This is a genomic window from Brachybacterium sp. SW0106-09 (genome assembly GCF_001293905.1).
Classification (GTDB): domain Bacteria; phylum Actinomycetota; class Actinomycetes; order Actinomycetales; family Dermabacteraceae; genus Brachybacterium; species Brachybacterium conglomeratum.
Genome location: NZ_BCAK01000017.1, coordinates 80,542 through 91,866 on the forward strand (window position 1 = coordinate 80,542; position 11,325 = coordinate 91,866).

The 11,325-nt window shown below is 74.4% G+C and carries 12 protein-coding genes and 1 pseudogene; 7 read left to right on the forward strand and 6 right to left on the reverse strand.

Annotated features, from left to right (window positions below):
• The first annotated feature begins 189 nt into the window (after positions 1 to 189).
• From Y09_RS09050 to Y09_RS09060, 3 genes are read left to right on the forward strand one after another with little or no spacing between them, the layout of a single operon-like run.
• On the forward strand, positions 190 to 1,272 hold the full coding sequence (locus Y09_RS09050) for a LacI family DNA-binding transcriptional regulator (RefSeq protein ID WP_010549280.1): 1,083 nt from the start codon (positions 190 to 192) through the stop codon (positions 1,270 to 1,272).
• On the forward strand, positions 1,269 to 2,072 hold the full coding sequence (locus Y09_RS09055; protein ID WP_053917421.1) for a thymidylate synthase: 804 nt from the start codon (positions 1,269 to 1,271) through the stop codon (positions 2,070 to 2,072). Before Y09_RS09050 ends, Y09_RS09055 begins: the two co-directional genes overlap by 4 nt.
• Positions 2,069 to 2,698: a dihydrofolate reductase gene (locus Y09_RS09060; RefSeq protein WP_234695683.1), complete on the forward strand. Its 630-nt coding sequence runs from the start codon at positions 2,069 to 2,071 to the stop codon at positions 2,696 to 2,698. Before Y09_RS09055 ends, Y09_RS09060 begins: the two co-directional genes overlap by 4 nt.
• A 75-nt stretch (positions 2,699 to 2,773) precedes the next feature.
• On the opposite strand, the gene Y09_RS09065 is transcribed toward Y09_RS09060, so the two are convergent.
• Positions 2,774 to 4,060: a hypothetical protein gene (locus tag Y09_RS09065; protein WP_053917422.1), complete on the reverse strand. Its 1,287-nt coding sequence runs from the start codon at positions 4,058 to 4,060 to the stop codon at positions 2,774 to 2,776.
• Between the two features lie 215 nt (positions 4,061 to 4,275).
• Positions 4,276 to 4,626, reverse strand: a pseudogene (locus Y09_RS09070) (carbohydrate ABC transporter permease); the annotation flags it as partial.
• Between the two features lie 188 nt (positions 4,627 to 4,814).
• On the opposite strand from Y09_RS09070, the gene Y09_RS09075 reads away from it, so the two are divergent.
• A complete protein-coding gene (locus Y09_RS09075; RefSeq protein WP_053917423.1) occupies positions 4,815 to 5,498 on the forward strand; it encodes a DedA family protein in 684 nt (227 codons plus the stop codon).
• A complete protein-coding gene (locus Y09_RS09080) occupies positions 5,495 to 6,559 on the forward strand; it encodes an NAD-dependent protein deacetylase (RefSeq protein WP_053917424.1) in 1,065 nt (354 codons plus the stop codon). The genes Y09_RS09075 and Y09_RS09080 overlap by 4 nt, the downstream gene beginning before the upstream one ends.
• Before the next feature lie 36 nt (positions 6,560 to 6,595).
• Here Y09_RS09080 and Y09_RS09085 read toward each other — a convergent pair whose 3' ends face one another.
• The 4 genes from Y09_RS09085 to Y09_RS09100 all read right to left on the reverse strand — a co-directional run bounded on the left by Y09_RS09085 (position 6,596) and on the right by Y09_RS09100 (position 9,495).
• Positions 6,596 to 7,273: a DNA-3-methyladenine glycosylase I gene (locus Y09_RS09085; protein WP_148639593.1), complete on the reverse strand. Its 678-nt coding sequence runs from the start codon at positions 7,271 to 7,273 to the stop codon at positions 6,596 to 6,598.
• Positions 7,270 to 7,899, reverse strand: coding sequence for a methylated-DNA--[protein]-cysteine S-methyltransferase (locus Y09_RS09090; protein WP_053917425.1), 630 nt, complete (start codon positions 7,897 to 7,899; stop codon positions 7,270 to 7,272). Before Y09_RS09090 ends, Y09_RS09085 begins: the two co-directional genes overlap by 4 nt.
• A complete protein-coding gene (locus Y09_RS09095; RefSeq protein ID WP_053917426.1) occupies positions 7,896 to 8,390 on the reverse strand; it encodes an RNA polymerase sigma factor in 495 nt (164 codons plus the stop codon). The genes Y09_RS09090 and Y09_RS09095 overlap by 4 nt, the downstream gene beginning before the upstream one ends.
• 130 nt (positions 8,391 to 8,520) lie before the next feature.
• Positions 8,521 to 9,495, reverse strand: coding sequence for a hypothetical protein (locus Y09_RS09100; RefSeq protein WP_053917427.1), 975 nt, complete (start codon positions 9,493 to 9,495; stop codon positions 8,521 to 8,523).
• 347 nt (positions 9,496 to 9,842) lie between these two features.
• Between Y09_RS09100 and Y09_RS09105 the strand changes: the two genes are divergently transcribed.
• Positions 9,843 to 10,607, forward strand: a complete 765-nt coding sequence (locus tag Y09_RS09105) for a LamB/YcsF family protein (RefSeq protein WP_053917428.1) — start codon at positions 9,843 to 9,845, stop codon at positions 10,605 to 10,607.
• On the forward strand, positions 10,604 to 11,325 hold a 722-nt coding region (locus Y09_RS09110), incomplete at its 3' end, for an allophanate hydrolase subunit 1 (RefSeq protein ID WP_200716781.1). The genes Y09_RS09105 and Y09_RS09110, both read left to right, overlap by 4 nt.

Consider the following 11,325-nt stretch of genomic DNA (forward strand, 5'->3'; position numbering starts at 1 on the left):
CTCCCCGTCAACGGCGTCCCGCCGCTCCCGGGCTTCTGCAGAAACGGGACTCCATCGGCACACTGAGCCGCTCAGCCGCGCGGCATGCCGCTGCAGTCCCCTTTCTGCTGACACCCTGCCCCGGCACTCTCGACACGACCTCGGTCACGTCGCGCCCCGCCCGCGCAGGACGGTGCGAGAATCGACCTCATGCCCTCGAGCCCCGCGACCCGCCGCCGACGTCCGCCGTCGCTGCGCGACGTCGCCGAGCTCGCCGGCGTCTCGATCAAGACCGTCTCCAACGTGGTCAACGACTACCCCCACGTGAAGGATTCCACCCGCGAGAAGGTGCGCGAAGCGATCCTGCAGGTGGGCTACCGTCCACAGGTCGCGGCGCAGCAGCTGCGCACCGGGGCGAGCGGCATGATCACCCTCGCCGTCCCCTCGCTGGACTTCTCCTACTTCTCGAACCTCGCCCAGCAGTTCATCGAGGTGGCGCAGGAGCGCGGGCAGACGATCCTGCTGCACTCGACCTCGGCCGGACGCGAGGCGGAGCGAACCGTGCTCGAGGGGTTCAAGCGCGTGCTCGGCGACGGGGTCATCTTCAACCCGCTGATGCTCGAGGAGGAGCTGTTCGCGCGGATGGAGCGCACCAGCCAGCCCACCGTGTTCATCGGCGAGCACCTGCCCGAGACCCTCCCGCAGGGCAGCGACTACGTGCGCATCGACAACGTCGGCGCCGCGTACGAGGCGACCTCGCACCTGATCGCGCAGGGCCGACGGCGCCTGGCGTTCATCGGCGCGATCGACACCGCCCAGGGCAAGCAGCCCCACTCCTCCGGGACGATGCGACGCGACGGCTTCCTCGCGGCGCTCTCCGCGCACGACCTCGGCGGCGAGCCCGCCCGGATCCAGGTCGTGGACGACTGGCGGCGCGAGGACGGCTTCGGCGGGGCGCGCGAGCTGCTCGCGCGCCATCCGGAGGTCGACGGGATCGTATGCGGCAACGACGACCTCGCCACCGGCGCGCTCGCCATGCTGCGCCGCCTGGGCCGGCGCGTGCCCGAGGACGTCGCCGTGATCGGCTACGACGACACCCCCGACAGCCCCTTCACCATCCCGTCGCTGTCCACCATCGCGCCGGACAAGCTCACCCTCGCCGCGACCGCGCTGGACCTGCTCGCCGAGCGGATCCAGGGCTACGACGGCCCGCCCCGCACGATCGACACGCCGTACTCGCTGGTCGTGCGCGAGTCCACTGCCCACCCCGAGAACGAGGAGCTACTCCGGTGACGATCCCGACCCCCTACGAGGACCTGCTGCGCGAGGTCCTGGAGACCGGCCACGCCAAGGGCGACCGCACCGGCACCGGCACCCGCAGCCTCTTCGGCAAGCAGATCCGCTACGACCTCTCGCAGGGATTCCCGCTGGTCACGACCAAGCGCGTGCATACCCGCTCGATCATCGTGGAACTGCTGTGGTTCCTGCGCGGGGAGACGAACATCGGCTATCTCCACGAGCACGACGTGACGATCTGGGACGAGTGGGCGGACGAGAATGGCGATCTCGGCCCGGTCTACGGCGCGCAGTGGCGCTCCTGGCCCACCCCGGACGGCGGCGTGATCGACCAGATCACCGACGTGGTCGAGCAGATCCGCAGCAACCCCGACTCGCGGCGCCTGATCGTCTCGGCCTGGAACCCGGCGGACATCCCGCAGATGGCGCTCGCGCCCTGCCACGCCCTGTTCCAGTTCGAGGTGCACGACGGGAAGCTCTCCTGCCAGCTGTACCAGCGCAGCGCCGACCTGTTCCTCGGCGTGCCCTTCAACATCGCCAGCTACGCGCTGCTCACGCACATGGTCGCCCAGCAGACGGACCTCGAGGTGGGCGACTTCGTGTGGACCGGCGGGGACTGCCACATCTATGACAACCACGTCGAGCAGGCGGAGCGGCAGCTCTCCCGCGAGCCCTACCCGTACCCCGAGCTGCGCCTGAACCGTCGGCCCGACTCGATCCTCGAGTACGAGCCCGAGGACATCGAGATCGTCGGCTACCAGCACCACCCGGGCATCAAGGCGCCGGTGGCCGTGTGAGTGCGGCCGACGGGACGAACAGCACGGGCGCGGATCCCGGCGCCGGCCCGGCCGACGCGTGCACGTCGAGCGCGGCCGACGGCGTGCGCGGAACGGGCGCGGCCGACGACGCGGCCGCGCCGCGGATCGGCATGATCTGGGCACAGGCGCGCGGCGGGGTGATCGGCGACGGCGGCACCATGCCCTGGCACCTGCCCGAGGACCTGAAGCACTTCAAGCGCACCACCTCCGGCTCCCCCGTCGTGATGGGGCGGCGCACCTGGGAATCGTTCCCGCCGAGGTTCCGCCCCCTGCCGGGGCGGACGAACATCGTCATCACCCGTGACGACTCCCTCGAGATGCCCGGCGCGATGCGCGCCCGTTCGCTGCCGGAGGCGCTCGAGCTCGCCGCGACCGAGGCGGGCCCGACAGGGACCACCTGGGTGATCGGCGGCGGCTCGATCTACGCCGACGCGATCGAGGTCGCCGAGCAGCTGGTCGTCACCGAGATCGACCTCGAGGTCGACGGGGACACCCTCGCACCCGAGATCCCTGCGGACTTCGCGGTCACCGCCGCCGAGCCCGCGGAGGGCTGGCACGAGGCCGCGAGCGGCCTGCGCTATCGGGTGCTCACCTACACGCGCTGAGCCGCGCCTGGTCGGCGAGGGACACGATCGCGGCGCGTCACGGCACGGAGCCGGGACCGTCTCCTCGGCCGCGGATTACTCGCCCGAGGCGGCGCCGATGAGCGATCCCGGCACCGGCAGCTCCTCGACCACCGCGCCGTCGACCAGCATCTCGGCACCGGGGATCTGCGCGTCGCGGGAGGTGGTGATCTCCCAGGCGCGGTCGAGCAGTGCACCGAGCAGGCGGGGGAAGCGGGCGGCGAGACCGTCGGCCCCGTCGCGTGTGAGCGTGTCCCGCAGCGCGACCGCGCCGACCGCCGCCATGGTCATGCCCTGGCCGTACAGCGGGGTGAACATCGCGGCGGAGTCGCCGATGTGGACGAGGCCTGCGGGACCGTCGGTCGTCTCCTCCCAGAGCTGGCGGTGGGCGCCCGCGGCCTTGGCGACGGACGGCTCCCCCACCGGCTCCGCACCCTCGAGGGCGCTGTTCAGGGCGTCGGCGGTCTCCCGCTCAGGCAGCAGCGCGACCATGTCCAGCAGGCCCTCGAGATCGGTGGGCGGCTGGTGGCGGGCGGTGCCGGCGATGGAGAGGATGTGCTCGTCGGCCCCGCACGGTTCGAGGTCGATCGTGAAGGGGTTGTTGCCGGTCGCCGGCTGCCCGAGAGACTCGGCGCCCTCGGGCATCGCGCCCTCGCGCAGGCGCAGGCGCTGCGAGGTGTAGGCGACGTGGACGCGTGTGCCGAGGGTGCGCGGGCGCTCGAACCCGGGGCCCTCGACCCAGGTGGCGGCGCGGCTGCTGCGCCCGGCGGCATCGACCACGAGGTCGCCGTGCAGCTCGCCGACCTCCCCGCCGCGGAGCTGCACGCCGGTCACGGTGCGCTTGACGTCGCTGGTCAGGAGTCCGCCGACGGCGCCCTGGACCGCCTCGACACCGGGCAGGGCGAGCACGCGGCGGCGCACCACGCCCTCGAGGACGGGGCGGGTGAGCCACAGGGTGCCGGGCTCGTCGATGCCCGGGGCGGCGGCGGACTCGCCGGTCCCGAGCGGGCCGTCGGCCGCTGCCGGGGCACCCTCGTTCGGCGTCGCCTCGTCGAGCACAGTGTCCGCCTCGCGGGCGGCCCGCGGGACGGCGCCGGCGGCGAGGAGCTCCTCGCGCAGGCCCGGCAGGAGCTCCTCCATCCGCGCCTCGCCGAGGGCGAGCAGGCGGTGGACGGTCCCGCCCTGGGGCACGCCGCGGCGTGGGGCGAAGGCCTCGGGCCCGTCGACCGGCAGCGGGTCGCGGTCGACGATCGTGACGCGGGCGCTGTGCGGGGCGAGGGCCGCGGCGGCGAGCAGTCCGGCCATGCTCCCGCCCATCACGATCGAGTGCTCGAGAGTCGTCATGGGCTGCCTCCTGCGGGACGGGGCCGCCGCGTGCCGGCGACCGTCCCTCCATCCCAGGCCAGGTGAGCGCGGGGAGGCAAACCCGTGTGACCTATGCGGCGTCCCCTGTGGACACCCGGGGCCCTGGGCGACCGAACTCGTCGGTCGCCCGCGCGGCGCCCGTCGGCCCCCGGAGGCCGACGGGCGCCACGGCCCGGGCGCTGCCCACCGCCGGATCAGGTGCCGGCGATGCCGGTGGTGGCGATGCCCTTGATGATCTGGCGCTGGAAGAACATGAACACCACGATCAGCGGCAGCGCAGCGAGCATCGCCTGGGCCATGTTCTGCGCGTACTGGATGCCGTAGGCGCTGATCACGGTCTGCAGGCCCGTCGGCAGCGTCATCAGGTTCGAGTCGTTGACGACGATGAAGGGCCACAGGAAGTTGTTCCACGCGCCGATGAACACGAAGATCGCGACCGCGCCGAGGATCGGGCGGGACAGCGGCAGCACGATCGACCAGAAGATCCGCAGCCGGCTCGCGCCGTCCATCAGCGCGGCCTCCTCCAGCTCGAAGGGGATCTGGTCGGGTGGATCACCACTAGGAAAGCGCTTCATTCCATCGTTGTCAACAGGTCGCTGCAAAGTTGCAGCACGCCTCTGCAAGGCCGCTGGTGGGGACGCGCCCGGTCTGTCGCCACGTGCCGTTCACCTGCCCTCCACCGTCCCCCGCTACGGTGCACGCGCCAGCCGATGTGCCAGGACGGGAGGCCCCTGTGGACGTCACGGCATGGGCGATCGCCCTGATGGAGTTCCTGGGCGGTCCCGGCACCGCGCTCGTGATCGCGTCCGAGGCGCTGTTCCCGCCGATCCCCGGCGAGGTGCTGCTCCCCTTCGCCGGCGTCACCGCCGCGGCGAACGGCCAGCACGTGCTGGTGCCGATCTTCTGGACGACGCTCGGCTCCGTCCTCGGCGGGCTCGGCGTGTACGCGGTGGGGCGCGCGCTCGGGCTGCGGCGCACCACGGCTCTCGTGCGGCGCCTCCCGCTGCTCGAGGAGAAGGACGTGACCATGGCGATGCGATTCTTCGAGCGCTGGGGCTTCCCCGCCGTGGCACTCGCGCGCTTCGTGCCGATGGTGCGCACCTTCATCTCGGTCCCGGCGGGGATAGAGAAGATGCCCGTGTGGCTGTTCGCGCTGGCCACAGGGATCGGCTCCGCGATCTGGAACGCGGTGTTCGTGGTCGCGGGCTACGCCTTCGGACAGGCCGGCGGCGAGGCGCTCGAGGGCTTCGTGCGGATCTACTCCTCGATCGTGGCGGGGATCGGGGTCCTCGCCCTGGTGGGACTGGCGACCCAGCGGATCCGCTCGCGGCGGGACCGGGCCGACGGGGAGGATGGAGTCACCTCCGGCGCCGATGGCGCCACGGCGACGGACTCGCGCTCTACGCTCGAGGAATGAGTCGCGCCGAGGACACCTCGCCCCGCTCCGGCCTCGCCGGTCCCGCGGCGGACGTCGGCCGCTGGTTCGCGACCGCGACCTCCCGCCCGCTGGACGGCCCGGGTCCGACCCGCGGCGGGCCGCGTCTGCCCGCCTGGGGGCCGATGGAGGGGGCGCGCTACGGCCTGCGCAGCCACGACCACGAGATCGACGAGGCGCTCGCGCTGCTGCGGGACCGGCCGGTCGCGGTGCTGAGCGGGGCGGGGATGTCCACGGGCTCGGGCCTGCCGGACTACCGGGGCCGCGATGCGGTGCCCCGCTCCCCCATGACCTACCAGGAGTTCATGGGGCACGACCTCGCCCGACGCCGGTACTGGGCCCGCTCCACCGTCGGCTGGGAGCAGTTCCGCAGCGCACTGCCCGGCCGTTCCCACCGACTGCTCGCGGTGCTGTCCCCCGCCGCCTTCCCCGTCACCGCCGTGATCACCCAGAACGTGGACGGCCTGCATGCCGCCGCCGGCTCGGACCCCGTGATCGACCTGCACGGACGCCTGGACCGGGTGCGCTGCCAGCAGTGCGACGCCCTCTCCTCGCGCGCCGCCCTGCACGCCCGGATGCTCGCGATGAACCCCGAGCTCGCGGCCCGCCTGCCCGAGCTCGCAGCCGATGCCGCCCAGGCGCCCGACGGGGACGCCGAGGTCGACCGCACCAGCTCCTTCCGCTACCCGCCCTGCCCGCTGTGCGGCGGGATCCTCAAGCCCGACGTGGTCTTCTTCGGCGAGTCCGCCCGGCGCGAGGTGGTCGCCTCCGCCTTCACCGCGCTCGAGGAGGCGAGCGCCCTGCTGGTGCTGGGCTCCTCGCTGACGGTGCAGTCGGGGCTGCGCTTCGTGCGCGCCGCTCGGAAGCAGGGCAAGCCGGTGGTGATCCTCAACGACGGCCCGACCCGCGCCGATCCCGACGCGTCCCTGCGCGTCCATGGCCGCCTCGAGGACGTGCTCGCGCAGTGGGCCGACGCCGTCGGCGCGGAGCTCGGCGCGACGGACGACGCCACGGGCGGCGTCGAGCACGGCGCGGCGGGCTGATCCGGAGCGGCCGTCCCGTCGGCCCCGCCCGGACCCTCAGGCCTCCCAGACGCCGGAGGTGCCGCGGCGGTGCGAACCCAGCAGGTGGGTGTCGAGGATGCCGACGGCCTCCATCAGCGCGAACATCGTCGTCGGCCCCACGAAGGCGAACCCCTCCTTGCGCAGGGCCTTCGACAGCGCCGTCGACTGCGGCGATCGGGTGGGGATCTCGGCGACGGTCCTCGGCGCGGGAGTCGTCCCCGGCTGGAAGGACCACACGAGGTCGACGAGCCCGCCCTTCTCCCGCAGCGCCAGGGTCGCCTTCGCGTTGGTGATGGTCGCGAGGATCTTCGCGCGGTTGCGCACGATGCCGGCGTCGGCCATGAGCCGCTCGACCTCCGCCTCGCCGTAGCGGGAGACGACCTCGGGGTCGAAGCCGTTGAAGGCGGTGCGGAAGGCGGGCCGCTTGCGCAGGATCGTCGCCCAGGACAGCCCGGCCTGGAAGGCCTCGAGGCTGATCCGCTCGTACATGCCCTGCTCGTCGCGGACGGGCATGCCCCATTCGGTGTCGTAGTACTCGCGCAGCATCGGGTCGCTCGCCGCCCAGCCGGGGCGGGCCAGGCCGTCCTCGCCGATCACGATGTCGGTGCCGGTGCCGGTACGGGTGCCGGTGCGAGGGTCCGCGTCGGGGCGCGCGCCGGTGTCGGGGCCGGTGCGGGGGTCGGGGCTGGTCATGCGGTCCTCTCCAGGGTCAACAGGGCGGTCTTCGCGTCGAGGCCGCCGACGTAGCCGCCGAGCGCGCCGTCGGTGCGCAGCACGCGATGGCACGGCACGACGATCGGCAGCGGGTTGGTGGCGCAGGCGGTGCCGACGGCGCGGACGGCCCGCGGGCTGCCCACGAGCTCGGCGATCTCCTTGTAGGAGCGGGTGGAGCCGTAGTCGATCCGGGGCAGGACGCGCTGGACCTTCTCGCGGAAGCCGGTGGACAGGGCGCGGTCCAGCGGCAGGTCGAAGCGGCGGCGGGTGCCGGTGAAGTACTCCTCCAGCTCGACGGCCGCCTCGTCGAGCCGGCGCGGCGCCTCCAGCACGCGGGGACTCAGCGTCGTCGCGAGGGCGGCGAGCACGGCGTCGAAGCCCTCGCGCTCGAAGGCGACGCGGACCAGCCCCTGCGCGGTCGCGGCGAGCAGGAGCGGGCCGAGGGGGGTGTCGAGCGTGCGATAGGCGACCTCGACGAGGCCTGCGTCGTCGGCCTGCTGCACGAGGCGGGCGCGGAGTCCTGCCAGGGCCGGATCGGGGAGCGGGAAGAGCGCCTCCCGCTCGCTCGTCGTGAGGTGCTCGGGGAGGCTCGGGGTGTCGGTCATCGCGCAGCTCCTTCCGTGTCGTCGCCTGCCGCGAAGCTCCGTCGCAGGGCTCGGATGCCGTCGGCCGAGGCGCGACGGACGGCCTCGGCGCTCCCGCCGATCAGGGCGGCGGTCTCGGCGTGCGGGAGTCCGCCGAGGTAGTGATAGGCGACGGCGAGCCGCTGCCTCTCGGGCAGGGCCGCGACGGCGGTCCAGACCCCGTCGTCCCGGCCGGGGTTCCCGCGGCGGGAGGTCTGCTCGGGCAGGTCATCCGTGGGCACGGCCTGGCGGGCCCGCCGGCGGGTGACGTCGATGGCCTTGCGATGGGCGACGCGCACCAGCCAGGCCTCGAGGTTGGTGTCCTCCGCGAGATCGGGCCAGGAGGTCAGCGCCGCCAGGAACGTCTCCGCCCAGGCGTCCTCGGCGTCGGGTCCCGGGCCGAGGACGGCGCAGCACACCCGCAGCACGGTGGGGCCGTGCCGCTGGACCGCGGTCTCGTGGGGGATCTTCATGGTCATCACCCGGCAGACGCGCGGGCGGCCCGGGATGTGAGGTCCGGCCCCGGGGGCGCCGCGGAGGGCGGTCCTGCGGTCGGCGTCGCCTCCCGCGGCGACGGCGGCGCGTGCTCCCCCGACGGCGGGGTCATTGCGGCGTGCCCTGGCCGCTGACCAGCACCGTCGCGAGCGCGCGCAGGGACGCGGGGCCGACGCCGCGGAACTCGAGGCGGGGGTCCTGGGCTCCGGGGTCGAGGGCCTCCATGGTGAGCATCCCGTCGGCGGTCGCGTAGGCGCTGAGCTGCTGGACGGTCCCGTCGGCCGTGCGCACGCGGGTCAGGACGGTCAGCGCCCGGGTCGCGGCGAGCTGCGCGGCGAGCGGGTGGGCGGGCAGCTCCGAGCCGCGCACGTGGACGCTCGCGCCGCCGACGTCGGAAGCGGCATCGGCGGCGGGATCGGCGAGGCCCGCGGGGTCGAGGAAGGCGGCCAGGCGCACGGTCGCCTCCTCGGCGCGGAGCACGGTGAAGCGGTGGAGGCCGTCGGCCGTCGTCTCCTCCTCGAGCACCCCGCCGGGGTGGCTGTAGCAGTGCAGGCGATGGACCTGCGGCCCGGCCTCGGTGCGGACGGTCCGCTCGGCGGTGGTGAACGACTCCGCGGTGCGGCGCAGCACGAGGCAGCCGGAGATCTCGGGGACGGCCCGCCAGCGCGGCCCCTCCTCGTCCCGGGCGGTGCGGGTGAGGACCTGGCCGCTCGCGATCATGCCGCGCAGGGCGACGGCCGCGGCGACGCGTCGCTGCTGGGCATGCGCGTCGAGCCAGGGCAGGGCCACGAACTGGCGGCGCTCGTAGCCGTCGAGCGCGGCGATCTGCTCATCGCTCAGGGTCACCACCGCAGTGGCCTCCTGCGCGGCCGACGGGTCGGACGGGCGAGACGCGCCGTCCGACCCCGTCGCCTCTCCTCTCCGCGCCTGTCCGAGCAGGTCACGAGCGGCGGCGACGTCCTCGGCGGTGTACTGCAGCGGTGCGGTCGGATCGGTGCCGCCGATCCCGGCGGGGAGGTCGGGGATCCGTGTCGACGCATCGGCCGACGCGTCGGGGGCGGGGGACGCCGGGGTCGCGCTCATCCCCCGAGGCTATCGGGGGCCGCAGGTTCTGCGCCGCCGAGGACTCATCTCGTCGCCGGCACGGGTCCTCAGCGGTGCAGAACCTCGGCTCCGGCCCTCGGTGCGGGGCCGCACCAGCCACCGCCGCCCCGGACCCCGGCCGGCCAGGTTCTGTGCCGGTGGCGACTCATGTCGCGGCGTCCATGAGTCGTCCCGGGCGCAGAAGGTCGGGGGAACGCTCGCGCGCCGGGGCGTGCGAACGCGCGGCATGACGCCCGCGCGTCCCGTCGGACGCAGGGCGGGATGACGTCCGCGCGGCCGGGGCCGACAATGGGGAGGATCCCGCTGTCGGACGAAGGAGCCCGCCCATGACCGCCACCGCCGTCATCGACCTCAACGCCGACCTCGGGGAGGGCTTCGGCGACTGGTCGATGGGGGACGACGCCGCGATGCTCGAGGTCGTCACCACCGCGAACATCGCCTGCGGCGGCCACGCCGGGGACGGCTCGACGATGCGCGCCGCCTGTCGGGCCGCCGCCGCACGCGGCGTCGCGATCACGGCGCATGTCGCCTATCCGGACCTGCAGGGCTTCGGCCGGCGCTTCCTCGAGATCACCCCTGATGACCTCACGGACCAGGTGGTCGTCCAGGTCGGGGCGCTGCAGGCGATGGCCCGCGCGGAGGGGAGCAGCGTGCGCGGGGTGAAGCCCCACGGCGCCCTGTACAACGCGCTCGCCCGTCACGAGGCGCAGGCCGGCGCGGTGGTGAGGGCGCTCGGCGAGCTCGACGGCCTGCCCCTGGTCGCGGCGCCCGGTGCCGTGGTCGTCCCTGCGGCGGAGGCGGCGGGCCTGCCGGTGGTGCTCGAGGGCTTCGCCGACCGCGCCTATCTCCCCGACGGCACCCTCACCCCGCGCACGCGGCCCGGCGCCGTGCTCACCGACCCCGAGACGGTCTCGGCCCAGGCGCTGTCGATCGCGACCGAGGGCGGGGTGCGCGCGGCCGACGGCACCTGGGTCGATCTGCCGGTGCGGTCGCTGTGCCTGCACGGGGACACCCCCGGCGCCGTCGAGCTCGCCCGGGCGGTGCGGGCCCGGCTCGAGGAGGCGGGCGTGACCCTGCAGGCGGCGCTGTGAAGGACCGGGCAACGGACACCCTCCCTCCCCCGCTGCGCGTGCACCGCGCCGGGGAGACCAGCGTCCTCGCCGAGTACCCGGACACCGCCGCGGTGCTCGCCGCGGCCGCGGCCGTGCGCGCCCTCTCCCCCGCACACCTGCTGGAGCTCGTCCCCGCCGAGCGCACCCTGCTGCTGCACGGCGCTGCGCCGCGCGACGTGGAACAGCTCGCGGACCTGCTCTCGCAGCTCCCCCGCTCCGCGCGCGAGGAGACGGGCGGCGTCGAGACCAGCATCGACATCGTCTACGACGGCGAGGACCTGGAAGACGTCGCGGAGCTGCTCGGGATGAGCACGGACGCACTGATCAGCGCGCATTCCGGGGCGACGTGGACGGTCGCCTTCGGCGGCTTCGCGCCCGGCTTCCCCTATCTCGTCGCCGACGCTCCGCACGAGGCGTCCGGCCCGCCCTGGGAGGTGCCGCGCCGCGCCGAGCCCCGCACGTCGGTGCCCGCGGGCGCCGTCGGCCTCGCCTCCCGCTACTGCGGCATCTACCCGCGCCCCTCCCCCGGCGGCTGGCAGCTGATCGGCCGCAGCGACGCGCCCCTGTTCGACGTGCACCGGGAGCCGCCCGCACTGCTCAGCCCCGGCACGCGCGTGCGCTTCACGCCGCAGCGCGCCGCCTCCCGTCCGACGGCCGCGACCGCCGCGGCGCTGGCCCGCGCCGCGCGGGAGGCCGC

Coding starts and splice junctions, on each gene's coding strand:
- Y09_RS09050 (WP_010549280.1), top strand. CDS start 190: ATGCCCTCGAGCCCCGCGACCCGCCGCCGACGTCCGCCGTCGCTGCGC.
- Y09_RS09105 (WP_053917428.1), top strand. CDS start 9,843: ATGACCGCCACCGCCGTCATCGACCTCAACGCCGACCTCGGGGAGGGC.
- Y09_RS09090 (WP_053917425.1), bottom strand. CDS start 7,899: ATGACCGACACCCCGAGCCTCCCCGAGCACCTCACGACGAGCGAGCGG.
- Y09_RS09080 (WP_053917424.1), top strand. CDS start 5,495: ATGAGTCGCGCCGAGGACACCTCGCCCCGCTCCGGCCTCGCCGGTCCC.
- Y09_RS09100 (WP_053917427.1), bottom strand. CDS start 9,495: ATGAGCGCGACCCCGGCGTCCCCCGCCCCCGACGCGTCGGCCGATGCG.
- Y09_RS09065 (WP_053917422.1), bottom strand. CDS start 4,060: ATGACGACTCTCGAGCACTCGATCGTGATGGGCGGGAGCATGGCCGGA.
- Y09_RS09095 (WP_053917426.1), bottom strand. CDS start 8,390: ATGAAGATCCCCCACGAGACCGCGGTCCAGCGGCACGGCCCCACCGTG.
- Y09_RS09085 (WP_148639593.1), bottom strand. CDS start 7,273: ATGACCAGCCCCGACCCCCGCACCGGCCCCGACACCGGCGCGCGCCCC.